At 65.3% G+C, this 23069-nt stretch carries 22 protein-coding genes and 1 pseudogene; 16 read left to right on the top strand and 7 right to left on the bottom strand.

Translation table 11 applies throughout. The features are described from left to right. Window positions 1-209 precede the first annotated feature (209 nt). The 5 genes from ABS769_RS01760 to zwf form a co-directional block, all read right to left on the bottom strand. Complete coding sequence (locus tag ABS769_RS01760) at window positions 210-869, bottom strand: bifunctional 4-hydroxy-2-oxoglutarate aldolase/2-dehydro-3-deoxy-phosphogluconate aldolase (protein WP_023904102.1); 660 nt, start codon at window positions 867-869, stop codon at window positions 210-212. 51 nt (window positions 870-920) lie between these two features. Then, the gene (gene edd, locus ABS769_RS01765; protein ID WP_317061995.1) at window positions 921-2837 is read right to left on the bottom strand and encodes a phosphogluconate dehydratase; all 1917 of its coding nucleotides are present in this window, start codon (window positions 2835-2837) and stop codon (window positions 921-923) included. 100 nt (window positions 2838-2937) lie between these two features. Further along, window positions 2938-3657 carry a 6-phosphogluconolactonase gene (pgl, locus tag ABS769_RS01770; RefSeq protein WP_317061994.1) on the bottom strand — a complete coding sequence of 240 codons (720 nt, stop codon included), beginning with the start codon at window positions 3655-3657 and terminating at the stop codon, window positions 2938-2940. Continuing rightward, the gene (gene glk, locus ABS769_RS01775) at window positions 3654-4661 is read right to left on the bottom strand and encodes a glucokinase (protein WP_006449612.1); all 1008 of its coding nucleotides are present in this window, start codon (window positions 4659-4661) and stop codon (window positions 3654-3656) included. The genes pgl and glk overlap by 4 nt, the downstream gene beginning before the upstream one ends. Next, entirely contained in the window at window positions 4658-6088 is a 1431-nt protein-coding gene (gene zwf, locus ABS769_RS01780; RefSeq protein ID WP_317061993.1) for a glucose-6-phosphate dehydrogenase, read from the bottom strand. Before zwf ends, glk begins: the two co-directional genes overlap by 4 nt. A gap of 421 nt (window positions 6089-6509) precedes the next feature. Here zwf and ABS769_RS01785 point away from each other — a divergent pair, with 421 nt between their 5' ends. Continuing rightward, window positions 6510-7598 carry an ABC transporter ATP-binding protein gene (locus ABS769_RS01785; RefSeq protein ID WP_317061992.1) on the top strand — a complete coding sequence of 363 codons (1089 nt, stop codon included), beginning with the start codon at window positions 6510-6512 and terminating at the stop codon, window positions 7596-7598. On the opposite strand, the gene ABS769_RS01790 is transcribed toward ABS769_RS01785, so the two are convergent. After that, window positions 7595-8467 carry a YgfZ/GcvT domain-containing protein gene (locus ABS769_RS01790; RefSeq protein ID WP_317061990.1) on the bottom strand — a complete coding sequence of 291 codons (873 nt, stop codon included), beginning with the start codon at window positions 8465-8467 and terminating at the stop codon, window positions 7595-7597. The two genes, ABS769_RS01785 and ABS769_RS01790, sit on opposite strands and share 4 nt — an antisense overlap. A gap of 39 nt (window positions 8468-8506) precedes the next feature. On the opposite strand from ABS769_RS01790, the gene ABS769_RS01795 reads away from it, so the two are divergent. The 10 genes from ABS769_RS01795 to lolD all read left to right on the top strand — a co-directional run bounded on the left by ABS769_RS01795 (window position 8507) and on the right by lolD (window position 15101). Beyond that, window positions 8507-8677: a DUF1674 domain-containing protein gene (locus tag ABS769_RS01795; protein ID WP_225970104.1), complete on the top strand. Its 171-nt coding sequence runs from the start codon at window positions 8507-8509 to the stop codon at window positions 8675-8677. 56 nt (window positions 8678-8733) lie between these two features. Beyond that, a complete protein-coding gene (sdhC, locus tag ABS769_RS01800) occupies window positions 8734-9129 on the top strand; it encodes a succinate dehydrogenase, cytochrome b556 subunit (protein ID WP_317061988.1) in 396 nt (131 codons plus the stop codon). Further along, window positions 9126-9512: a succinate dehydrogenase, hydrophobic membrane anchor protein gene (sdhD, locus tag ABS769_RS01805; protein WP_016902592.1), complete on the top strand. Its 387-nt coding sequence runs from the start codon at window positions 9126-9128 to the stop codon at window positions 9510-9512. Before sdhC ends, sdhD begins: the two co-directional genes overlap by 4 nt. A gap of 33 nt (window positions 9513-9545) precedes the next feature. Beyond that, a complete protein-coding gene (sdhA, locus tag ABS769_RS01810; protein ID WP_023904093.1) occupies window positions 9546-11336 on the top strand; it encodes a succinate dehydrogenase flavoprotein subunit in 1791 nt (596 codons plus the stop codon). A 9-nt stretch (window positions 11337-11345) separates the two neighbouring features. Beyond that, window positions 11346-11549 (top strand): hypothetical protein, encoded by a 204-nt coding sequence (locus ABS769_RS01815; RefSeq protein ID WP_430544162.1) that lies wholly within the window; start codon window positions 11346-11348, stop codon window positions 11547-11549. A gap of 16 nt (window positions 11550-11565) precedes the next feature. Continuing rightward, on the top strand, window positions 11566-12348 hold the full coding sequence (locus ABS769_RS01820) for a succinate dehydrogenase iron-sulfur subunit (protein ID WP_102256613.1): 783 nt from the start codon (window positions 11566-11568) through the stop codon (window positions 12346-12348). Between the two features lie 109 nt (window positions 12349-12457). After that, entirely contained in the window at window positions 12458-12706 is a 249-nt protein-coding gene (locus ABS769_RS01825; protein ID WP_115040092.1) for a succinate dehydrogenase assembly factor 2, read from the top strand. Continuing rightward, window positions 12657-13127 carry a hypothetical protein gene (locus ABS769_RS01830; protein WP_317061986.1) on the top strand — a complete coding sequence of 157 codons (471 nt, stop codon included), beginning with the start codon at window positions 12657-12659 and terminating at the stop codon, window positions 13125-13127. The genes ABS769_RS01825 and ABS769_RS01830 overlap by 50 nt, the downstream gene beginning before the upstream one ends. Before the next feature lie 5 nt (window positions 13128-13132). Then, window positions 13133-14374 (top strand): lipoprotein-releasing ABC transporter permease subunit, encoded by a 1242-nt coding sequence (locus tag ABS769_RS01835; protein WP_115040090.1) that lies wholly within the window; start codon window positions 13133-13135, stop codon window positions 14372-14374. Continuing rightward, complete coding sequence (gene lolD / locus ABS769_RS01840; RefSeq protein WP_074057442.1) at window positions 14367-15101, top strand: lipoprotein-releasing ABC transporter ATP-binding protein LolD; 735 nt, start codon at window positions 14367-14369, stop codon at window positions 15099-15101. The genes ABS769_RS01835 and lolD overlap by 8 nt, the downstream gene beginning before the upstream one ends. Window positions 15102-15322: 221 nt before the next feature. On the opposite strand, the gene ABS769_RS01845 is transcribed toward lolD, so the two are convergent. Next, window positions 15323-16387: an SDR family oxidoreductase gene (locus ABS769_RS01845; RefSeq protein WP_317061985.1), complete on the bottom strand. Its 1065-nt coding sequence runs from the start codon at window positions 16385-16387 to the stop codon at window positions 15323-15325. Window positions 16388-16583: 196 nt separating this feature from the next. Between ABS769_RS01845 and ABS769_RS01850 the strand changes: the two are divergent. The 5 genes and pseudogenes from ABS769_RS01850 to lpxK form a co-directional block, all read left to right on the top strand. Further along, a pseudogene (locus tag ABS769_RS01850) lies at window positions 16584-19115 on the top strand (DNA internalization-related competence protein ComEC/Rec2); the annotation flags it as partial. Beyond that, a complete protein-coding gene (locus ABS769_RS01855; protein WP_317061984.1) occupies window positions 19009-19671 on the top strand; it encodes a MotA/TolQ/ExbB proton channel family protein in 663 nt (220 codons plus the stop codon). The pseudogene ABS769_RS01850 and the gene ABS769_RS01855, both read left to right, overlap by 107 nt. A 3-nt stretch (window positions 19672-19674) precedes the next feature. Beyond that, window positions 19675-20139, top strand: coding sequence for an ExbD/TolR family protein (locus ABS769_RS01860; RefSeq protein WP_317061983.1), 465 nt, complete (start codon window positions 19675-19677; stop codon window positions 20137-20139). After that, the gene (gene msbA, locus ABS769_RS01865) at window positions 20136-21905 is read left to right on the top strand and encodes a lipid A export permease/ATP-binding protein MsbA (protein WP_115040086.1); all 1770 of its coding nucleotides are present in this window, start codon (window positions 20136-20138) and stop codon (window positions 21903-21905) included. Before ABS769_RS01860 ends, msbA begins: the two co-directional genes overlap by 4 nt. Then, window positions 21902-22939, top strand: a complete 1038-nt coding sequence (lpxK, locus tag ABS769_RS01870) for a tetraacyldisaccharide 4'-kinase (RefSeq protein WP_317061982.1) — start codon at window positions 21902-21904, stop codon at window positions 22937-22939. Before msbA ends, lpxK begins: the two co-directional genes overlap by 4 nt. Window positions 22940-23069 lie beyond the last annotated feature (130 nt).

Below are 23069 nucleotides of genomic sequence, written 5' to 3' on the forward strand. Positions count from 1 at the left end.
GGTCCGCGGGTGCCGGGGCAGGACCTTACACGACATGGATGTCGTGTAAGAGCCCCCATGGATGGGTTCACGGCGTGTCCTGCCCCGGCGCCCGCGGGCCGCTCCCACGCACAAGATCAAGGCGCCAGCCAATCAGGCTTTCATCGAGCAACCAGCTTTCTTCACGCAGAAGCCCGGCCTTACAAGCCGCTGGATGCGGCGCCCAGAAATCAGCCCGCACGCACCTGTCGAACGATCGCCGCCGCCTTGGCCGAGCTTTCCTTGACCTTGTCCCACTGACCCTGGGCCAACCAGTCTTTGGGCACCATCCACGAGCCGCCGATGCACACCACGTTCGGCTGCGACAGGAACTCGGCCGCGTTGGCCTCGCTGATGCCGCCGGTAGGGCACAACTTGAGCTCGGACAGCGGACCTGCCAGGCCCTTGAGCATCTGCAGGCCTCCCACGGCAGTGGCCGGGAACAGCTTGCACACGCGGAAACCCAGGCCCATCAGGGTCAGTAGTTCAGTCGGCGTGGCCGCGCCAGGCACGGCCGGGATCGGCGCGTCGGCGAGCAGGCGTGCCAGCGGCGCGGGGGTGCCTGGGGTGACCAGGAAGTCCGCACCGGCATCCACCGACTGACGCAGTTGCAGCTCGCTCAGCACGGTGCCGGCGCCGATCACGATGTTGGGCAGTTCGCGCTTGAGCATGGCCAGCGCTTCGATCGCGATCGGGGTGCGCAAGGTCAGCTCGATTGCGGGCAGGCCGCCTTCGAGCAGCGCATCGGCGACGCGGCGCGCCTGGTCCAGCGTGTCCACGGTAACCACCGGCAGGATGCCGGCGTCGCGCAGCAGCTGTTCGGCGGTGTTTTGGGTCTGGGCAATCGTCATTGCAACTCCGTTAGACGGCGACCGCCAGGCGGTCGCTGAGAGGGAAGGGGATCAGGCGTCCTTGGACTCGTGCGGTGCCGCCGCAGCGGCGGCATCGGCACCGAGTTCGTACTCGGCGTCGTAGCTCCACAGCGCGCCGTCCGGACGGGTCGGGCCGCAGGAAATCGAGATGGCGCCCTGGTCGGCCGGGCCAACCACCTGACGGTTGATGGCGAACAGGTTGCGCCCCAGATCGTTGCCCGCCACCGAGGTGTTGGGTGCGACCTCGCGCGATGCCCACTCTTCGGCCGAGACCAGCACTTCCAGCGTGCCGGCTTCGCCGTCCAGGCGCACGATGTCGCCTTCGCGCACACGCCCGATCGGACCGCCGCGTGCGGCCTCTGGCGTCATGTGGATCGCCGCCGGGAACTTGCCCGAGGCACCGGACAGACGGCCGTCGGTGACCAAGGCCACGCGTCGGCCCTGGTTCTGCAACAGGCCCAGCAACGGCGCCATCGAATGCAGTTCCGGCATGCCGTTGGCACGCGGGCCCTGGTAACGCAGCACCACCACGAAATCGTGCGGCAGCACGCCGGCGGCATGCAGTTTGTTGAGCACCTGCGGGGTATCGATCACTACCGCCGGCGCCTCGATGGTGCGGTGCTGCGGCTTGACCGCCGACAGCTTGATCAGTGAGCGGCCGAGATTGCCGCGTAACAGACGCAGCCCGCCTTGCGATTCGAATGCGGCGCTGACCGGACGCGCCACGCTGTCGTCAGCGGTGGTCGCAGTGCCGGGCACGTACACGACCTTGCCGTCCTGCAGTCGCGGCTCGTTGGCGTAGGCACGCATGCCGCCTTCGACCACGGTGGGGATGTCGTCGTGCATCATGCCGGCGTCCATCAGCTCGCGGAACACAAACGCGGTGCCGCCCGCGGCCTGGAAGCGGTTTACGTCGGCTTCGCCGTTCGGGTAGATGCGGGTCAGCAACGGCACGGTCTGCGAGATCAGATCCATGTCGTCCCAGGTCAGCACGATGCCGGCCGCACGCGCCACCGCAATCCAGTGGATGGTGTGATTGGTCGAACCGCCGGTAGCCATCAAGGCGACCACGGCGTTGACGATGGCGCGCTCGTCGATCAAACGACCGAACGGGCGGAAGTCCTGGCCCAATCCGGAAATCGCCAGCGCACGTGCGGTCCCCTCACGCGTCAGCGCATCGCGCAACGGCAGTTCCGGGTTGACGAACGAGGCGCCGGGCAACTGCACGCCCATCGCTTCGAGCAACACCTGGTTGGAGTTGGCGGTGCCGTAGAAGGTGCAGGTGCCGGGCGAGTGGTAAGACGAGGACTCGGCCTCCAGCAGTTCGGCGCGAGTGGCTTCGCCGGCCGCATAGCGCTCGCGCACTTCGGCCTTCTGCTTGTTCGGAATGCCCGGCGTCATCGGGCCGGCCGGCATGAACAGCGCCGGCAGATGCCCGAACGCCAGCGCGCCGATCAGTAGGCCCGGCACGATCTTGTCGCACACGCCCAGATACACCACGCTGTCGAACATGTCGTGGCTGAGGCCGATCGCCGCGGCCTGGGCGATGTTGTCGCGCGAGAACAGCGACAACTCCATGCCGGCGCGGCCCTGGGTCACGCCGTCGCACATCGCCGGCACACCGCCGGCGACCTGCGCGGTGGCACCGAGCGCCCGCGCGGTCTCGCGGATCAGCTGCGGGTAATGCTCGAACGGCTGATGCGCCGACAGCATGTCGTTGTAGGCGGTGATGATGCCGAGGTTGGGCGTGGCCGCACCGCGCAGGCGCGACTTGTCTGTCGGCTCGGACGCGGCAAACCCGTGCGCAAGATTGCCGCAGCTCAAACGGCTACGGAACGGACCCTCACGCAGGGCGGCATCGAGACCGGCCAGATACGCCGCGCGCGAGGGCGCGCTGCGCTTGCGGATACGGTCGGTGACAGCTTGGATATTCGGATGCAGGCTCATTGGCTACCGGCTATGAGAAACGGGGGAAGAAAATGCTGTTTTAATTCCCCGCACACGGATGTGCGGGCTGTTGCGAGGGACTCGCATTAACGACTCGCACTCAAGCACACCAATGCACCCGCAAACGCGGACCAGGCTGCTGCAGCGCCACCCGGATCGGATATTCGCTGACGTCGTCACCCGCCAATGCAGCCTGCAGCACGTCAAGCTTCTGCTTGCCGCGCAGCAACAGCAGGCGGGTCGGGATGGCAGCGAGCCCGGCCGGCGTCAGCGTGATGCGCAGTGGCCACTGATTGGAGCCTGGGCAGCCGGTTGCATCTAGTGAGGCGTACGGCTGCGGGCTGGCCAGCGCCTTGGGCAGATCGGTGGCGCCGGGAAACAGCGAGGCGGTATGCCCGTCGCCGCCCATGCCCAGCACCGCCAGGCAGGCGGGTTCGGCGTGCGTGGCCTGCAGGTTCGCGGTGTGCACGCACTCGGGCAACTGCTTGCCCGGGCGCACCAGCGGGATGAAGGTCGCTGCCGGCGCATGGCTCAGGAAGCTGTGATTCACCAGCCAGGCGTTGCTGTCCTGATCCTGTGGGGAGAGCCAGCGCTCATCGACCAGGCCCACCTCCACCCGCGACCAGTCCAGCGGACGGTGCGCCAGCGATTCGTACACCGGCGCCGGCGTGGTGCCGCCGGACAGCAGCATGCGCGCCTGACCGCGGCGCGAAATCTCCTGTTCCAGCAGATCGGCCATCTCGCTGGCCACCGCCTCGGTCCATTCGGCCGGGTCTTCGTAGCGCACCAAGGTGATGCGGGGATTGTCCTGCAGGCTCATCGCTGCTCTCCTGGATGCTGACGCTGCGCATCCACCGCATAGGCGGCGGCACCGAGCAGGCCGGCATGCGGATGCATGACCGCCAGCGACGGCACCCGCGACATGATCGCGGAGAAGCGTCCCTTGTGTTCGAAGCGCTGGCGGAAGCCGGAATGCTGCAGCGAATCCAGCACCTTGGGCACCAGCCCGCCAGTGAGGAACACGCCGTCCCAGGCGCCCTGCATCAACACCATGTCGCCGGCGATCGCACCGAAGATGGCGCAGAACAGGTCGATGGTGCGCGACGAGCGCGGGTCGCCCGCCGCCGCACGCGCGGTGATGTCCTTGGGCTGCAGCGGGCCGGGGTCGACCCCGGCAATCTCGCTGAGCGCACGATGGATGTTGACCAGCCCCGGGCCACAGATCAGGCGCTCGTTGGAGACCCGGCCGAACTGCTCGGAGAGGATCTCCAGGATGCGGATCTCCTCTGGCGTACCCGGCGGAAAGCTGACATGGCCGCCTTCGGTTTCCAGCGGAAAACAGCGCCCGTTGCGTACGATCAGACCACCGACACCCAGGCCGGTGCCGGGGCCGATCACACCGTAATTGCGCGGTTGATCGATCGAAGCCGGCCGCCAGCTGGCGCCGCCGACCTGCACCACGTCCTGCGGGCGCAGCAGGCTGATCGCCATGGCCTGCGCGGCGAAGTCGTTGATCAGGTGCAGGGTGCTGAAGCCCAGCATCGCCGCGGTGCGCGAGCGCGAGATCACCCACGGGTGGTTGGTGATGCGCGCCTCGTCGCCGTCCACGCGGCCGGCCACGGCGAACACGCCCTGGGTGGCTTGGACGCCGATCTGGTCGAGGTAATAGCGCGCGGCTTCGCCGAGCGAGCCGAAATCGACCACCGCAAATTCGCGCGAGGTGTCATCCAGCAGCGGCACCGAGGCGTCGACATCGGCCAGCGCGAAGCGCGCATTGGTTCCGCCGATATCGGCAACCAGCACCGGCTTGGAAGGAGCGGTCATGCGGTGTGTCCCTGTGCGTCGGTGGCCGGGGGCAGGAAGGGCGCCGCGGCATCGGGGCCCCAGCTGCCGGCCGGGTAGGGCTGCAGCGGCAGCTGCGCGTCTTTCCACGCGTCGCTGACGCTGTCGATCCACGACCAGGCCGCCTTGACCTCGTCGTCGCGCACGAACAGCGCCGGGTTGCCGTTGAAGGCATCCACGAACAGGCGCTCGTAGGCGATGCGGCGGTGCAGGCCGGTCGGCACCGACAGTTCCAGTTCCAGCGGCTGCAGTTCGATCGCACCCCATTCCGGGCCGGCCAGGCTGCTCATCAGGCCGAGCTCGATGTTTTCCTGCGGCTGCAGCTGGAAGGTCAGGCGGTTGGGCACCGCGTTCTGCCGGTCCGGGCGCTCGAACAGCCAATGCGTCACCGGCTTGAGCGTGACCACGATGCGGGTGGAACGCTCGGCCAGGCGCTTGCCGGTGCACAGGTGGAACGGCACCCCGGCCCAGCGCCAGTTGTCGATATGCGCGGTCACCGCGACGAAGGTTTCCACGTCACTGCCTTCCGGCGGGTGATAGGCCTGCGCCGGCTGGCCGTTGATGCTGCCGGCGGTGTAGCGGCCACGCACGCTGTCGTGGGCGGCATGCTCGACGGTCATCGGGCGCAGGGCGCGCAGCACCTTGACCTTCTCGTCGCGGATGCGGTCGGCTTCCAGCGAGGCCGGCGGCTCCATCGCCACCAGGCACAACAACTGCAGGATGTGACTCTGCACCATGTCGCGCAGCGCGCCGGAGCGCGCGTAGTAGGCATCGCGCCCGTCCACGCCTTCGCTTTCGGCCACCAGGATCTGCACCGACTCGATGTAGGTGCGGTTCCACACCGCTTCCAGCAACGTATTGCCGAAGCGCAGCGCGATCAGGTTCTGCACCGCCGCCTTGCCCAGGTAATGATCGAGGCGGAACACGCGGTCCTCGTCGATCAGCGCGCCGATCGACTGCAGGATCTCTCGTGCGCTGTCGGAGTCGTGGCCGATCGGCTTTTCCAGCATCAGCCGGTGCGGCGCGGCCAGCGCACCGCCCAGGGCCAGGCCCTGGCAGGTGCTGATGTACAGGCCCGGCGGAATCGCCAGGTAGCTCACGCACTGGCGGCTGGCCAGCTCGCGTACGGCATTGGCCACCGACTCGGCATCGCGCAGATCCACCGAGCGATAGTCGACCCGCTGCAGCAGCGTTTCGATCTGCTCGGGCGTGGCGATCGGCAGCGCGGCGGCCAGGCGCGGGCTCAGGACTTCGCGGAATGCCTCGGTGTCGTGCGGCGACAGCGCCAGCGCACGGATACGGAAATCCTCCGGCAGCAGGCCATCGACGAACAATCGCAGCAGGGACGGGAAGAGATAGCGCTGGGCGAGATCGCCGGTGGCGCCGAACAGGATCAGGGTGTTGTGCATGGACCGAATTTCAGATTCTGGAGACATCGTGATCAGCAGCTGGTCGGAAAGGCGCCGGACAGCCGGCGGTCGGTATGTCTGTTCCTGAGCGACACTGGCGTGCGCGCAGCGGGGGATGGACGCGTACGCCCAATCCCCGATTGTTGCAGCAAGTGGCCGTCAGCGGTTAGCGCCGCGGCGGTAGACCTGCACATGCGCGGCCGAATGGCGGGCCTTGCAAGGTAGGCTGCACCGCTTGAGGCAGCGGCTTGGGTCGGTGGCGGCATGGTCCCTCCCGAGATCGATGTTGCCATGTGAAAACGATTACATGTCAGAATAAACCAATGCATTCGTTTGCAGGAAATTTCCTTGCAGGCGCATGCGGCGTCACCGCCGTCGGGAGGGCCGAGGGCAGGGCGCACAACTTACGTTGAGGCCGAAGATGGCGAAAGTGCAGTTGGAAGGTGTCCGCAAGGTCTACGAGAACGGCCAGGTCGCGGTGCAGGGTGCGAGCTTCGAAGTCGCCGATGGCGAGCTGATGGTGCTGGTGGGGCCATCCGGCTGCGGCAAGTCGACCTTGCTGCGCATGATCGCCGGGCTCGAGGACATCAGTGCCGGCACGCTGAAGATCGGCGAGCGCGTGGTCAACGATGTGGCACCGAAAGACCGCGACATCGCCATGGTGTTCCAGAGCTATGCACTGTATCCGCATATGACCGTGGCCGAGAATCTGTCTTTCGGACTCAAGCTGCGCGGCCATCCCAAGCAGGTCATCGCCGAACGCGTCAACAACGCCGCCGAACTGCTCGGCCTGACTCCGATGCTCGACAAGCTGCCCAAGGCGATGTCCGGCGGCCAGCGGCAGCGTGTGGCGCTGGGCAGGGCGATGGTGCGTGAATCGTCGGTGTTCCTGCTCGACGAGCCGCTCTCCAACCTGGATGCCAAGCTGCGCCACAGCGTGCGTACCGAGATTGCGCAGCTGCACCGCAAGCTCGGCACCACCATGATCTACGTCACCCACGACCAGGTCGAGGCGATGACGCTCGGCCAGCGCATCGTGGTACTCAAGGATGGCGTGATCCAGCAGATCGACAGCCCGATGGCGCTGTACGACCGCCCGGCCAATCTGTTTGTGGCCGGCTTTCTCGGTAGCCCGGCAATGAACATGCTGCAGGGACGGCTGGACGAGCAGCACGGGCTGCATCTGGTCATGGCCGACGGCTGGCGTGTGCCGCTGGGTGCGGCGCAGGTGGATCGCAGCTGGTTCGGTCGCGAGGTGATCGTCGGCGTGCGTCCGGAGCATCTGCAGCCGTCGAGCGATGCGCTGCTGGGCTTCGAGGCGAAGGTGGAAGTCATCGAGCCGGTCGGCAACGAGATCTTCCTCAACCTGGATCGTGGCGGGCAGCCACTGGTCATCCGCGTAGCGCCGCAGGCCTTGCCGGCGGTCGGTCAGCCACTGCGCCTGGCGCTGCGTAGCGAGGCGCTGCACTTCTTCGACCCGGCCACCGGCGAGCGGCTGGATCGGGCTTAACGCTCCAATCCGGGTGTCATGGCAAGTGGGCGTGCGCTGTGTGCGCCTGCTTGCAGTGCGGTGGTGGCGTCCAATGTCAGCTCTAACGGCAGCACCGCCAGCGCAAGAGTGCCGGCAACACTCACCAGCGTGCCGATGGCTGTGCCATCTAGCGTGACCGCATCGCCCGCCTCGATGGCGCCATCGACTTCCAATAGCTGCAAGGCGCGTTTGGCCTTACCCAGGAAGTGCGTGCGCGCAACGATTTCCTGGCCGGGATAGCAGCCTTTTTTCACGCTGAAGGCGTGCAGGCGATCCAGTGCCAGCTGTTGCGGTGTCCACTGCTCGCGTTGTGCATCGGGCAGGCGGACCAATCCCAGTTGCAGATCGGCGCGGCGCCACTGCGCATCCACGCCTGGCAATTCGATAGGCGCTGCCAATGCCTGGTCGGTGTGCAACAGCAAGGTGCGGGGCAGGGTGGTCGTGCCCATATCCAATTCGATACGCTGCGTTCCGATATCGGCCTGTGCGCCCTGCGCGCGTTGCGCTGCTTCGAATCCGCCGTAGGCAGATAGCGCTGCACCAACGATCTTGAGCTTGCGCCGGAACACGAAACGGCCCAGTTGCGAGGCGATCTCGGCCGCGTTGCCGTCGGGCAACAGCATCAATAGATGTGTGTCGTCCTCACGCAACAGTGCGAAGATGGCAATCACGCGCCCCTTCGCAGTCAACCACGCATTCCACTGCCACTGCCCAACCGCCAGCGCCTGTACGTCGTTGGCAAATTGCGCATGCGCGAACGCCACTGCATCCATCCCGATCAAGCGGACGTATTGCATGTCGTGCAGGGAGCCAAAACCCTGTGGAATAAGATTCAGGTTGTCAGCCATGGAAGGGGAGGACTAAAATCGCAACGTTGTGAGACCACTATGATAGGCCATCCAACCCCCACCCCAGCGCAGGATTCCGAGACGCAGCCTTCTCCTCAGGAGCATGTTCCCGAGAAGCAGCCACTGCCCAAGGAGATTGGTGGACGCGACGGCCCTGAGCCAACGCGCTACGGCGACTGGGAAAAAAATGGACGCTGCATCGATTTTTGAGCAGCTTTTAGCCACAGCGGCCTAGTGCCGCCCAGCCGAGAAAACGAGCCCAGCGAATGGCGATCCGCGAACGTCCTCTTTCCCCGCATCTCCAGGTGTACCGCTGGCAGATACAGATGGTGACCTCGATTCTCAATCGAGCCACCGGCATCGTACTGTCCATCGGCGCTCTGGCGATTGCCGCAGCCTTGCTGACATTGATGCTCGGCCCCGACCACTGGAATTGTTTCCGCGAGCACGCAGGCGCCTGGTACGGCCAGGTCTTCCTGTTCGGCTGGACCTGGTGCTTCGCGTTCCACCTGTTTGGCGGACTGCGCCACATCATGCAGGACTTCGGACAGGGCTATGCAGTGCGCTCGTTCGTCAGTCTTGGCTGGTGGTCGCTGATCCTGAGCTTCGTGCTCACCGCTGCCATCTGGGCCTATGTGCTGCTGGCCGGAGGTGCCGTATGAACCGCTACCGTACTCCGCTGAAGAATGTGCGTGGCCTGGGTGCCGCCAAGACCGGCACCGAGCACTTCGTGGTGCAGCGCCTGACCGCCACTGCCCTGGTGCCGCTGTCGATCTGGTTCCTGATCTTCGTACTGAGCCTGATCGGTGCCGATCACGCTGCAGCCAGCGCTGCGGTCGCCAAGCCCTGGAACGCGATCCTGTTGGTCGGCTTCCTGATCGCCTCGTTCTGGCATGCGCAGCTGGGCATGCAGGTGGTGCTGGAAGATTACGTGCACAACTCGCTGCTCGCGCTTGCTGCGCAGACCATCGTGCGCTTCGTCGCCGTGCTGGGCGCCATCGTCAGCGTGTTTGCCGTGGCGCGTATTGCGCTGGGCATCAGCTGAGTCGTCCGCGACCAAACAGGAATCCATAATTCGATGTCCGCTTACAAGATCACAGAACACAAGTACGACATGGTCGTGGTGGGCGCCGGCGGCGCCGGCCTGCGCGCCACGTTCGGCCTGGCCCAGAAGGGCCTGCAGACGGTCTGCCTGACCAAGGTCTTCCCGACCCGTTCGCATACCGTGGCGGCGCAGGGTGGCATTTCCGCCGCGCTCGGCAACATGGGCGAAGACGACTGGCGCTATCACTTCTACGACACCATCAAGGGCTCCGATTGGCTGGGCGACCAGGACGCGATCGAGTACATGTGCCGTGAGGCGATCCCGGCCATCATCGAACTCGAACACTACGGCGTGCCGTTCTCGCGTACCGAAGAAGGCAAGATCTATCAGCGCCCGTTCGGCGGCATGACCACCAAGTACGGCGAAGGCCCGTCCGCACAGCGCACCTGCGCGGCGGCCGACCGTACCGGTCACGCCATGTTGCACACGCTGTATCAGCAGTCGCTGGCGCATAACGCGCGTTTCATGATCGAGTACTTCGCGCTCGACCTGATCTTCGACGAAGAAGGCGTCTGCCGCGGCGTGCTTGCGCTGGACATGGCCGACGGCACCCTGCATCTGTTCCGCGCCCACGGCGTGGTGCTGGCGACCGGCGGTTATGGCCGTGCCTACTTCAGCGCCACCTCCGCCCACACCTGTACCGGTGACGGCGGCGGCTTGGTGATGCGTGCCGGCCTGCCGGTGCAGGACATGGAGTTCGTGCAGTTCCATCCCACCGGCATCTACGGTGCGGGCTGCCTGATCACCGAGGGCGTGCGCGGCGAAGGCGGCATTCTGCGCAACAGCAACGGCGAGCGCTTCATGGAGCGCTACGCACCGCATTACAAGGATCTGGCATCGCGCGATGTGGTCTCGCGCTCGATGACGGTGGAGATCCGAGAAGGCCGCGGCGTCGGCGAGCACAAGGATCACATCCTGCTCGACCTGACCCATCTCGGCCCGGAAGTCATCAACGAAAAGCTGCCCGGCATCGCCGAGAGCGCGCACATCTTTGCCGGTGTGGACGTGACCAAGCAGCCGATCCCGGTGCTGCCGACCGTGCACTACAACATGGGTGGCATTCCGACCAATTTCTACGGCGAAGTCGTGCGCAAGCAGGGCGACGACCCGGATGCGGTGGTGCCTGGCCTGTACGCGATCGGCGAAGCCGCCTGCGTTTCGGTGCACGGTGCCAACCGGTTGGGTTCCAACTCGCTGCTGGATCTGGTGGTGTTCGGCCGTGCGGTGGCAAACCGCTGCGCCGAGACGGTCAAGCCCAACCAGCCGCACAAGACCTTGCCATCGGATGCCTGCGACAAGGCGCTCGGCCTGCTGGACAAGTTGCGCTACGCCAACGGCTCCACGCCGACCTCGGTGATCCGCGACAACATGCAGCGCACCATGCAGTCCGATGCTGCGGTGTTCCGCACCAGCAAGACGCTGAAGGAAGGCGTGGACAAGATGGCCGAGATCTTCGCCACCTTCGAAGACGTCAAGGTGTCCGACCGCTCGCTGGTCTGGAACTCGGATCTGATCGAGACCTACGAGTTGAACAACCTGCTGCTCAATGCGGTGGCGACGATCAATTCGGCCGAGCAGCGCAAGGAAAGCCGTGGCGCGCATTCGCACGAGGACTTCCCGGACCGCGACGACGTCAACTGGCAGAAGCACACGCTGGTCACCGTCGACGACAAGGGCAAGTGCGAGTTCGAATATCGCCCGGTGCACATGTACACGCTGAGTCAGGACGTGGATGTCGTCCCGCCGAAGCCGCGCGTCTACTGATCGATGCGCATGCAACGCGCCCTCGCTGCATTGAAGCCAGTCGCCGGGTTGTCCTGGCGCAGCGGCAATCGCTTGCAGCGGTCGGGGCGTTTCATCACGCAGGGGCAGGGCCGGCAATATGCCGGTCGCTGCACCGCCGCTTCGGTGGCGGGATCCATCGTCTTTACCTTCATGCGCACGGTGCGGCTGTCGTTCGCACCGCGCATCGCCTGAGCCAACGAGAGCAGCTATGGCAGAGTTCACCCTCCCCAAGAATTCAAAGATCGGCAAGGGCAAGCATTACCCTGCACAGGGCGCCAAGAACACGCGCACCTTCAAGGTCTACCGCTGGGATCCGGATGGCGACGCCAACCCGCGGACCGACAGCTATGAGATCGATCTCGACAAGTGCGGCCCGATGGTGTTGGACGCGCTGATCAAGATCAAGAACGAGATCGACCCGACGCTGGCGTTCCGTCGTTCGTGCCGCGAAGGCATCTGCGGTTCGTGCGCGATGAACATCGACGGCACCAATACGCTGGCCTGCACCAAGGCGATTGCCGCCTGCGGCAAGGCCGAAGTGCCGATCTATCCGCTGCCGCACATGAGCGTGATCAAGGATCTGGTGCCGGATCTGACGCATTTCTACGCGCAGTACGCGTCGATCAAGCCGTGGATCCGTACCCAGACGCCGCCGCCGCCGGACCGCGAGCGCCTGCAGTCGCCGGAAGACCGCCGCAAGCTCGATGGCCTGTACGAGTGCATCCTGTGCGCCTGCTGCTCGACCAGCTGCCCAAGCTATTGGTGGAATGGCGAGCGTTATCTGGGCCCGGCGATCCTGCTGCAGGCGTATCGCTGGATCATCGATTCGCGCGATGAAGACACCGGCGCGCGTCTGGACGATCTGGAAGATCCGTTCAAGCTGTATCGCTGCCACACGATCATGAACTGCGCGCGGACCTGTCCGAAGGGGCTGAACCCGGCGCTGGCGATTGCCGAAATCAAGAAGTTGATGATGGCGCGCCGCGCCTGATCGCAAGGCGATGAGGCCCTGTCTTGGCGGGGAGGTGGTTCACAGCGGCACCGGCCCTTGGTCTGGTGCCGCTGTCGTTTTCGGCGCCGCGTCAGGCGAGGAGAGTGAGATGGACGAAGAAACCCTGCTGAAAAAACTGCGCTGGCGCTGCCGGCGCGGTATGCGCGAGCTCGATCAGTTGTTCGGGCGCTATCTGGATCAACGCTGGGCGCAGGCGTCCGAGTCCGAGCGCGCGGTTTTCCTACAGCTGCTGGATTGCGAAGACGATAAGTTGTGGCGCTGGTTCATGGGATACGAGGCCTGCCCCGATGCTGCCAACGCCGCACTCATTGCCGATATCCGCGCCTTGCCAGCTTGAATGGCGGCCCTCGCGCGGGTTGGTTTGCGCACTCAGTGTGTTGAGCGCGCTGGCGCTGTGGGCGGTCTGGCGTAGTGGGGTGCCGCTGTGGCTGGCAGCGGTGTTGTCTGCCTACGCGCTGTTGGCCGGTGGGCGATCGTTACGCATGCTGTTGCGTTCGCCAGTGCGGCAAGTGGTCGTGCCCTGGGGCGAAACGCCCGCCAGCGTTGACGGCGCGCAGGTGCAAGGCCTGCAGGTCGCATGGCGCGGGCCGATCGCCGTGGTGTCGTGGACGCGTCTGGATGCACGCCGCGAGCGCCTGCATTTCTGGCCGGATACGTTGCCGGCAGCGCAACGACGTGAACTGCGTCTGGCCGCTCAGGCACACGCCATTTCGTCCGGGCCGCTGCAAGTGGCACCATGGCGTCCCTTTCCTGGTTGAACCGCATGTTCAAACCTATCCCGGTTGCCATCGGCTTGCGCTATCTGCGTGCCAAACGGCGCAATGGCTTCATCTCGTTTATCTCGATGGCATCGATCCTGGGCATTGCCCTGGGGGTGACGGTGCTGATCACCACGCTGGCGGTGATGAGCGGTTTCCAGAAGGAAATCCGCGATCGCCTGTTGCAGATGGCCGCGCATGCCACGGTCAGTGCGGACGGCGCGCCGATGCGCGACTGGCAACACGCGGTCGAGGTCGCCACCGCCGATCCGCGTATCGCCGGTGCCGCGCCTTACATCGAAACCGAATCGTTGCTGCAAGGCCCGCGCAAGCAGCCGGCGATCGTGCGCGGCATCATTCCTGCCGAAGAAGGCAAGGTCTCGGTGCTGGCCAAGAAGATGCAACAGGGCTCGGTGGATAGTCTGACCCCCGGCTCCTACAACATCGTCATCGGCAAGGAGCTGGCAATCTGGCTGGGCGTGGATGTCGGCGACAGCATCGTCGTGTTGCTCAGCGACACCCAGGCCACGCCGCTGGGCGCGATGCCGCGGCTCAAGCGCTTCACCGTCAGCGGTATTTTCGAGGCGGGCTACAACGAGATCGACCGCGGTCTGGCGGTGGTCAACATGCAGGACCTGGCCCGCGTACTGCGCATGGATGGCGTCACCGGCGTGCGGCTGCGGCTGCATGATATGGATCAGGCCTGGACGGTGGCGCGCGATCTTGCGATCAAGTTGCATGGTCCGTACCGGGTCAGCGACTGGACCCAGGAAAACGCCAATCTCTATCACTCGTTGAAGATGGAAAAGACCGTGATGGGCATCCTGCTGTCGCTGATCGTGGCGATGGGCGCGTTCAACCTGGTGTCTTCGCAGGTGATGCTGGTGACCGACAAACAGGCCGATATCGCGATCCTGCGCACCTTGGGTCTGTCGCCTGCGGGCGTGATGCAGGTGTTCATGGTGCAGGGCTCGCTGATCGGCTTCATGGGCACGATCATGGGCGTGATCGGCGGCATCGTGCTGACGCTCAATCTCGAGCGCATCCTCGGTGTGATCGAGACGATTTTCAGCGTCAAGCTGTTGCCGGAGGACGTGTATTACATCACCGGCCTGCCGACCGATATGCAGACCCAGGACGTGGTGGTGATCACCGTGGTGGCGTTGGTGATGAGTTTTCTGGCGACCTTGTATCCGGCATGGCGCGCCTCGCGCACGCAGCCGGCGGAGGCGCTGCGTTATGAATGAGAACCGGGAATCGGCCGTGCAAACGTCAGGTCAAGCAGAGGCGGTGATCCGCGCCGAGGGTCTGGCCAAGACCTACGCCGAAGGCAAGATGCGCACGCCGGTGTTCGATGGATTGGACCTGTCGGTGGCGACCGGCGAAACGGTGGCGATCGTCGGGGCGTCCGGCGCGGGCAAGAGCACGTTGTTGCATCTGCTCGGCGGGCTGGATATTCCGACCTCGGGCGAGGTGTATGTGGCCGGACGTCGCATGTCGGCGTTGTCCGATGGCGAGCGCGGCAAGCTGCGCAATCAGGCGCTGGGCTTCGTGTATCAGTTCCACCATCTGCTGCCGGAATTCACCGCGTTGGAAAACGTGATGATGCCGGTGCTGTTGTCCGGCAAAGAGGTGTCCGTGGCCAGGGCGCAGGCATTGCAGTTGCTGGAATCGGTCGGGCTGGGGCATCGCATCGAGCACAAGCCCAGCGAGTTGTCCGGCGGCGAGCGCCAGCGTGCTGCCGTGGCACGTGCGCTGGTGAACAAGCCGGGCTGCGTGCTTGGCGACGAGCCCACCGGCAATCTGGACGACAAGACTGCGGAGACCGTGTTCGAGCTGATGCTGGAACTCAATCGTGCCCAGCGCACCAGTCTGGTCCTGGTGACGCACGATCGCAGCCTGGCGCGTCGTCTGGATCGCGTGCTGGAGCTGCATCAGGGCAAGCTGCGCGAGTTGGCGCCGTCTGCGGTGTAAGCCACGCCCAACCGTCGGAATCTCCGGCGGCTGGGTCGTATTGAACTCCGGATTTCAGTTTGAAAATCCTGATTCCGGTTGCCGATGTATCGGCGCGATGCATTAGCCGGCTAGCGCAGCAACACGCTTGCTCACGATGTGGTGCCCGCAAGCGCTATCGAGTCAACCGTCGCCTTGACAACACGCGGTCGCCGCCACGCATGTGACGGCGACCTTGCGCATCAGGGAATGATGCGCTGCGCACGCAGTCGTGTGAACAGCTCCAGGAACGAGGCGCGGCTGTCGTAGAAATCCAGAAAGCCCAGCTCGCGGCTCTTGGTCATATCGTTGACGCACTCGATCTCGCGGCCCAGGTCGGCATCGGTATGCCACCACGATGCCAGTCGGTTGACGTCGGCTTCCACCAAGCCATGCTGCTTGGCGATCTCTGCCCACACGGCGGGCGCGGTCTCGCTCAAGCGTGCTTCCAGCGGTGCCGGCGTTTCGGGGCAGGGAAGTGCGTCAAGCCCGAAGAATTCGGCAATCTGGCCCCACATCCAGCGCCAGCGGAACACATCGCCGTTGACGGTATTGAAGGCCTGATTGCGTGCGGCTGGACTCAAGCCGGCCCAGGCCAGCTGCCGGCCGAGCAGGCCGGCGTCGGTGAGGTCGGTGAGGCTGTTCCACTGCGCTTGCGAGCCGGGGAACACGAACGGCTGGCCGGTGTGCTTGCACAGCGACGCGTACACCGCCAGCGTCACGCCCATGTTCATCGCATTGCTGCCATTGGCCATGCCGATCATGGTGTGCGAGCGATGCACGCTCCAGCCGAAGCCATGCTGCTCGGCGTTCGCGAACAGCAGGTCTTCCAGCGTGTAGTAGAAATTCTCGCCAGGCTGGCGCGGCTCGCTTTCGCGAAACGGGGTTTCGGCCTTGCCGCTGCCGTAGTTCTCGAACGCACCCAGATAGTGCTTGGTGCCGGTGACCAGTGCCATGTGCTGCAGCGGTGCATCGCTCAACGCCTCGCACAGATGCCGCATCATCGCGCCGTTGGCTTCGACGTTCTCACGCTCGGTATCGCGACGTGTCCAGGTGCAGAAGAACACGTGGGTGATCGGCAGGCCGCGCAGCGCGTTGGCGGTGCTCTCGGCATCCAGCAGATCGGCTGCCACCGGAATCACGCCGTCCTGGGCAAGCGGACGTCGCGCCAAGCCGTAGACAGTCCAACCATCAGCGACCAACACGTTGGCGAGGTTGTAACCGGAAATGCCGGTCACGCCGACAATCAATGCAATGCCTTTACGCATGGGGGAGCTCCTCGAAGACAGCGTTGAACATAGCGCTGCGGCCATGAAATCGAGGCGAATGCATGCCGGAGTGATGCGTGTGTCACTTGCACAGCCGTCTTCCTACCCGCCAATGCGCCGATCGCCGCTGTGGTCCAGCTGTGCGATCAACTAGCTTGAGTCGGTGGATGAACCACAGACGGAGGCGACCGGCAGCATGGATGTGTCAGCACCAGTGTCGTCGGCGACGCGCGCAGGATCGGCGGTCGCCGCTGCAGCGGCGTTGCTGCTGGGCGTGGTGGCGTGCGCCTGGTCGCCTGCGGTGTTGCCGCGTGCGGTCTACGCGATCTTTGTGTGTGCAGGCGGGCTGGGTATCGGCTTGACCCTGTGGCTGCGGCCGCAGCGGATCTTGTTGTTGCTGGCAACGGCAACGGCACTGTGCGGCTTCGGTCTGATGGGCTGGCAAGTCACCAGCACCTTGCAGGCGCAGTTGCTCCCGCAACACGAAGCGCGCGAGCTGGATGTGCGCGGCCAGATCGTCGGGCTACCGGTGGCCGAGCAACGGCGCACGCGCTTTCAGCTGCGGGTGGATGACGACCATACACAACCAGCATCGCTGCGCGGCAAGCTCTTGCAGTTGGCCTGGTACGACGACTTTGGTGCCGAACACATCGGTCCACGCGCAGCACTGCGCGCGGGTGCAGGTTGGCAATTGCGCCTCAAGCTGCGGGCGCCGCGTGGCCTGCGCAATCCTGGTGGGTTCGATGCCGAACGTCAGGCACTGGCGCAGCGCATTGCCGCGACCGGTTACGTGCGCGTCCCTGCCGCCGCACGGCAGCTCGCGCCACCGCGCGGCGTGGATGCCTGGCGCGACCGCATGTCGCAGCGGATTGCCGAGCACGTGCCCGGGCCTTCAGCGCCTTATCTGCGCGCACTCGCGCTAGGCGACACACGCGGGCTGGACGATGCGGCCTGGGCGACGCTGCGTGCGACTGGGCTCAGCCACCTGATCGCAATCTCCGGATTCCATGTCGGATTGGTCGCCGCGTCCTTCGCGATGCTGGTTGCCGGACTCTGGCGAGTGTGGCCCGGTCTGGGAACGCGCTTTCCACGCCTCCACGCCGCGGCCATCGCGGCATTACTCGCCGCTGCTGCGTACGCGGTGCTGGCAGGATTGGCGCTGCCCACCGTGCGCACGGTGTTGATGATTGCCGTGGTCGCGCTGGCGCGGGTGGTGCGCCGCCGTGCCACGACCGCGCAGATCCTTGCACTCGCCTTGTTGGCTGTCGTGCTGTGGGACCCGCTGAGCGTCCTGGTCGCCGGCTTCTGGCTCAGCTTCGCCGGTGTGGCCTGGTTGGTGTGGTGCCTGCCGTCCGACGATCGCGCCATCCTGCGTGGCTTTTTGTCGGCGCAGACCGTCGCCACTGTGGGCCTGCTGCCGCTGACGGTCAGCCTGTTCGGACAGGCGTCGTTGGTCGGGCCATTGGCGAATCTTGTAGCGATCCCATGGTGGACCTTCGTGGTGGTGCCGCTCGCCTTGCTGGGCACTGCGCTCGAAGCGCTCCATCCAGGCGCGGGCGTGTGGGCATGGCGCTTGGCCGGCTGGTGTTTCGAGCTGACCTGGCCTGGCTTCGTCTGGCTCGGGCAGACCTCGGTGGCGTTGTGGTGGGTGCCCGAATCCGATGCGATCGCGCTGGTGTTGGCCTTGCTCGGCGCGTTCTGGCTGTTGCTGCCGCACGGTACGCCCGGCAAGTCATTGGCCGTGCTGTTGTGGTTGCCACTGCTATGGCCGGACCGCGAACTGCCTGCAGCCGGCGAGGCGGATGTGCAAGTGCTGGACGTGGGGCAGGGCCTGGCGGTGCTGGTGCGCACACAACGGCATGCGCTGTTGTTCGATACCGGCCCTGCAGTGCGCGATGGCTTCGATGCCGGCGAGCGGGTGGTGCTGCCGGCATTGCGTGCGCTCGGCCTGCGCCGCCTGGATGCCATCGTGCTCAGTCATGCCGATGCCGATCATGCCGGCGGCTATGAAGCAGTGCGTGCGGGATTGCCTGTTGCCATGACGGCTGCGCCGCCGGATGCACCGCTGGACGTCAGCACGCGCTGCCATGCCGGCCAACAGTGGGAATGGGACGGCGTTCGCTTTCGCTTCCTGCATCCGAGTGCCGGTTTTCCGTATCTGCGCAATCAGTCCAGCTGCGTGCTGCGAGTCGAGACGCGGTATGCAAGCGCACTGCTGCCGGGCGACATCGGCGAGATCGTCGAACGTCGATTGATGCGTGGGCATCTGTCCGAGCTACGCGCCGATCTGGTGATCGTTCCGCACCATGGCAGCGCCGACGGCTCGCATGCCGGGTTCATCGCCGCGACCGGCGCGCGGCTGGCGCTGGTGTCCTCCGGGCACGGCAATCGTTTCGGCCACCCGCGTGCGGAGGTGGTGCAACGCTGGCAGGGCAGTGGCGCCGAGCTGCTCGACACTGCGCAGGTCGGCGCGATCCGGGTCTGGCTGGGCGCCGACGGCCTGCAGGTCCGCGAGCGACGGCGCTGGCAGCCGCGGCTGTGGGATGCTGCAGAACGGCGGCGGTCGGCTGCTATCCTATCGGCCAGCGAATAGGCGGCCGCGTTGCCGGAGGAATCGAATCGTGTTGGAGCTGGTCAAGGCGGGCGGTTGGCCGATGGTGCCGTTGCTGTTGCTGGGCGTGATCGCCCTGGCGATCGTGCTGGAGCGTCTGTGGAGCCTGCGCCGCAACGAGGTGACTCCGCCAGGTCTGGGCGAAGAGGTCCGCAACTGGGCCGCGCGTGGCAAGCTGGATCCCGGCCATATCGAGTCGCTGCGTCGCAATTCGCCGCTGGGCGCCTTGCTCGCCGCCGCGCTGGACGTGCGTGGCCGCCCGCGCGAGTTGATCCGCGAACGTATCGAAGACACCGGCCGACATGTGGTGCACCGCATGGAGCGCTATCTGAATGCCTTGGGCACGATTGCCTCGGCCGGGCCGTTGCTGGGTCTGCTGGGGACCGTGGTCGGCATGATCCAGATGTTCATGGGCATCCTCGATCACGGCGTTGGCGATGTGAACCAACTGGCTGGCGGCATCGGCAAGGCGTTGGTGTGCACGGCCACCGGCATGATCATTGCGGTGCCCGCATTGATGGCGCATCGCTTCTTCAAGGGCCGCATCGCCGGCTACATCATCGAGATGGAGCAGGAAGCCACGTTGTTGCTGGATATGATGGATGGACGTGCGATGCCGGTCGCTGCGGCACCGGTTGCGGCGGGTACCAAGCCCGTCATGGCAAAGGGCTGACGGATGCGCATCGGCAGTGACCGAAGCCAGGACGAGCCGCATATCGACCTGGTGCCATTGATTGACGTCATTCTTGTCCTCATCATCTTCTTCGTGGTGACCACGACTTTCGACGCACGCTCCACGCTGCAATTGCAGCTGCCGACTGCCAGCGACCAACACACCAGTGCGCCGCCACGCGCGTTGAGCGTGCTGGTCAACGCCGATGGGCGTTACTTCATCAATGACCAGGAAGTGCTGCGTTCGGATGTCGATTCGCTCAAGCAGACCATCGCGCAGATCGCCGGCGATGACCGTGAGCTGACGGTACTGATGCGCGCCGATGCGCGTACGCCATATCAGGCAGTCGTCACCGCGCAGGATGCCCTGGGGCAACTCGGCTTTCGGCGCATCGCGATTGCGACTGCGCCCGAAACCGGCACTTCCGGTACTACCGGCACGACAAGCAAGCACGGAACCCGCCAGTGAACATCTCCAACGACCGCCCGGCGCCAGTCTCGTCCTGGCGCACGTACCGTCGCCTGCTGGCCTTCGCCAAGCCGTACCGTCTGTTGCTGATCGCCGCGCTGATTGCCGCGCTGGTCGAAGCGGCGGGCACTACCGGCTTTCTGGCGTTGATGAAGCCGATCACCGACGAAACCTTTATCTACAAGAACGCCGAGGTCAGTCGCTGGCTGCCGGTGCAGATCATCCTGTTGTTTGTGGTGCGCGGCATTGCCGGTTACATCACCGATATGGCGATGGGCAAATCCGCGCGCAGCATCGCGCGCGATCTGCGGGTCAAGGTGATGTCCAAATATCTGCGCCTGCCGGGATCGCGGTTCGATTCCGAGCCGGTGCCGTCGATGCTGATCCGCCTGGGTTCGGACTCGGATCAAGTGGCGCAGGCGGCGGTGGATGCGGTCAAGGTGATGATCCAGCAGTCGTTGCAGGTGATCGGTGCGTTGGCACTGATGCTGTGGCATAGCTGGCAGGTCACGCTGACCATCCTGGTGCTGGCGCCGGTGCTGGCGTGGGTGATGGACAAGGTGGCGCGGCGATATCGCCGCATCAGCCACAGCATCCAGGAGAGCGGCGCGCATCTGTTGCAGGCAGCCGATCAGACCTTGTCCAGCCATCAGGAGGTCAAGATCTACGGCGCACAACAGACCGAAATGGAGCGCTACGGCGCGCTGGCCGACCGCAATCTGCGTCTGGCGATGAAGGTCGAATCCACGCGTGGCATTTCCACTGCCACGGTGCAGATGATCGGTGCGATCGGTTTGTCGGCGCTGTTGTTCGTGGCCGGTGCGCAGGCGCTGGCGGGGCGTCTGACCGCAGGCGATTTCGTGGTGCTGATGACCTCGATGCTGACAATCATTCCTGGCCTCAAGCAGCTCACCAATGTGCAGAACATGGTGCAGCGCGGCCTGGCGTCGGCCGAGCGCTTGTTCTCGGTGCTCGACAGCCCCGACGAGCCGGACCAAGGCGCCATCCCGCTCAAGCGTGCGAAGGGCTTGATCGAATTCCGCGATGTCACCGCGCGCTATCCGGGTCAGGTGAATCCGGCGCTGGCGGGGGTGAGTTTTGTTGCGCAACCGGGCACGGTGACGGCGATTGTCGGGCGCTCGGGCAGCGGCAAATCCAGCCTGATCAAGCTGATTCCGCGCTTCTACGAGGCCGAGGCCGGGCAGATCCTGCTCGACGGTCATCCGGTGCAGGCGTACTCGCTGGCCGATCTGCGTCGGCAGATCGCGCTGGTCGGCCAACAGGTGATGTTGTTCGACGGCAGCATCGCCGACAACGTGGCCTATGGCGAAATGCGCAGCGCAGATGCGAGCCAGTTGGAGCGCGCGATTCTGGGTGCCAATGCGATGGAGTTTGTCGCGCAGTTGCCGGACGGTTTGCAATCGCACGTGGGCACCAAGGGCGGGCGCTTGTCCGGTGGGCAGCGCCAGCGCCTGGCGATCGCGCGCGCGATGCTCAAGGATGCGCCGATCCTGATTCTGGACGAAGCCACCGCTGCGCTGGACAACGAGTCCGAGCGGCTGGTGCAGGATGCCTTGCACAAGCTGATGCCGGACCGCACCACGCTGGTGATCGCGCACCGCCTGTCCACCATCGAACATGCCGATCAGGTACTGGTGATGGATCAGGGCCGCATCGTCGAGCGTGGTACGCACAGTGAATTGCTGGCGCAGGGCGGGCTGTATTCGCACCTGCACGGCATGCAGTTCCGCGAACGGCAGGCATGAGCAAGCGCGGCGCCCGCACGCCGGGCTATTGGTACGACAATGCGCCGATTCCGCTATCGGCGCGCATGCTTGCGCCGGTCTACGGTGCCGCCATCGCGCTGCGACGCGCGCTGTATCGCCGCGGCTGGCGCAAGCGCCACGGCGTGCCGGTGCCGGTGATCGTGGTGGGTAACGTCACTGCCGGCGGCACCGGCAAGACGCCGCTGACGATCGCCTTGGTGACCAAGTTGCAGGAAGCCGGTTGGACGCCGGGCGTTGCCAGTCGTGGCTATGGCCGTGACGAATCGGGCACGGCGCGTTGGGTCGAAGCGGACACGCCTGTGGCACTCGGCGGTGACGAGCCGGTATTGATCGCCTGGAAAACCGGCGCGCGCGTGCGTGTGGATAGCGATCGTCTGGCCGCGGCACGCGCACTCGTCGAAGCCGGATGCGACATCGTCGTCTGCGACGATGGGCTGCAGCACTACCGGCTTGCGCGCGATGTGGAAATCGAAGTGGTCGATGGTCAACGCCGCTACGGCAATGGGCGCCTGCTGCCGGCCGGGCCGCTACGCGAGCCTGCAGCGCGTGCGCGCGATTGCGATTTCCGTGTGATCAATCTGGGGCAGGGCAGCGCTGCGGCGACACCGCAGACACCTGAAGACGCCGGTTTTGGCGAGTGGCAGATGCGCCTGAGCATCGACAGCGTGCAACCGATGGATGGCAAGCGTGTGCAGCCTTTGAGCATGCTTGCCGGGCAACGTGTGCACGCGGTGGCCGGGATCGCGCATCCGGAACGCTTCTTTGCGATGCTGCGCGCGCGCGGCATTGGCGTGGTGCCGCATGCCTTCCCCGATCATCACGTGTATCGCGCTACGGATTTCAGTTTCGGCAGCCGCTTGCCGGTGCTGATGACCGAAAAGGACGCAGTGAAGTGCAGGCCGTTTGCCGACGAGTGGTTGTACAGCGTGCCGCTCAAGGCGGAGTTGCCGGCCGCGTTCTGGGTGAGTCTGCTGGATCGTCTGGACAAGTTGGCGAGTCGGCAGGGTGTGTGAGTGCGGTTTTTCTGGCAATGGTGATCTTGGTTTGGCTGCAGGGTCCTTGCCCGCCCACCGTCGCGGGACACGCCGCAAGTACATCCATGTAGGCTCTTACGCGGCATCCATGCCGCGTAAGGTCCCGCGA

This window comes from Xanthomonas hortorum (assembly GCF_040279205.1).
In the GTDB taxonomy this organism is placed as follows: Bacteria; Pseudomonadota; Gammaproteobacteria; order Xanthomonadales; family Xanthomonadaceae; genus Xanthomonas; species Xanthomonas hortorum_F.

Bases quoted from the DNA above. Each gene is read 5' to 3' on its own strand.
- sdhC (WP_317061988.1), top strand. From the start codon at position 8,734: ATGGCGATCCGCGAACGTCCTCTTTCCCCGCATCTCCAGGTGTACCGC.
- ABS769_RS01815 (WP_430544162.1), top strand. From the start codon at position 11,346: ATGCAACGCGCCCTCGCTGCATTGAAGCCAGTCGCCGGGTTGTCCTGG.
- pgl (WP_317061994.1), bottom strand. From the start codon at position 3,657: ATGAGCCTGCAGGACAATCCCCGCATCACCTTGGTGCGCTACGAAGAC.
- sdhD (WP_016902592.1), top strand. From the start codon at position 9,126: ATGAACCGCTACCGTACTCCGCTGAAGAATGTGCGTGGCCTGGGTGCC.
- zwf (WP_317061993.1), bottom strand. From the start codon at position 6,088: ATGCACAACACCCTGATCCTGTTCGGCGCCACCGGCGATCTCGCCCAG.
- lolD (WP_074057442.1), top strand. From the start codon at position 14,367: ATGAATGAGAACCGGGAATCGGCCGTGCAAACGTCAGGTCAAGCAGAG.
- ABS769_RS01825 (WP_115040092.1), top strand. From the start codon at position 12,458: ATGGACGAAGAAACCCTGCTGAAAAAACTGCGCTGGCGCTGCCGGCGC.
- sdhA (WP_023904093.1), top strand. From the start codon at position 9,546: ATGTCCGCTTACAAGATCACAGAACACAAGTACGACATGGTCGTGGTG.
- glk (WP_006449612.1), bottom strand. From the start codon at position 4,661: ATGACCGCTCCTTCCAAGCCGGTGCTGGTTGCCGATATCGGCGGAACC.
- ABS769_RS01760 (WP_023904102.1), bottom strand. From the start codon at position 869: ATGACGATTGCCCAGACCCAAAACACCGCCGAACAGCTGCTGCGCGAC.
- ABS769_RS01830 (WP_317061986.1), top strand. From the start codon at position 12,657: ATGCTGCCAACGCCGCACTCATTGCCGATATCCGCGCCTTGCCAGCTT.
- ABS769_RS01795 (WP_225970104.1), top strand. From the start codon at position 8,507: ATGATAGGCCATCCAACCCCCACCCCAGCGCAGGATTCCGAGACGCAG.
- ABS769_RS01820 (WP_102256613.1), top strand. From the start codon at position 11,566: ATGGCAGAGTTCACCCTCCCCAAGAATTCAAAGATCGGCAAGGGCAAG.
- edd (WP_317061995.1), bottom strand. From the start codon at position 2,837: ATGAGCCTGCATCCGAATATCCAAGCTGTCACCGACCGTATCCGCAAG.
- ABS769_RS01845 (WP_317061985.1), bottom strand. From the start codon at position 16,387: ATGCGTAAAGGCATTGCATTGATTGTCGGCGTGACCGGCATTTCCGGT.
- ABS769_RS01860 (WP_317061983.1), top strand. From the start codon at position 19,675: ATGCGCATCGGCAGTGACCGAAGCCAGGACGAGCCGCATATCGACCTG.
- ABS769_RS01835 (WP_115040090.1), top strand. From the start codon at position 13,133: ATGTTCAAACCTATCCCGGTTGCCATCGGCTTGCGCTATCTGCGTGCC.
- ABS769_RS01790 (WP_317061990.1), bottom strand. From the start codon at position 8,467: ATGGCTGACAACCTGAATCTTATTCCACAGGGTTTTGGCTCCCTGCAC.
- lpxK (WP_317061982.1), top strand. From the start codon at position 21,902: ATGAGCAAGCGCGGCGCCCGCACGCCGGGCTATTGGTACGACAATGCG.
- ABS769_RS01785 (WP_317061992.1), top strand. From the start codon at position 6,510: ATGGCGAAAGTGCAGTTGGAAGGTGTCCGCAAGGTCTACGAGAACGGC.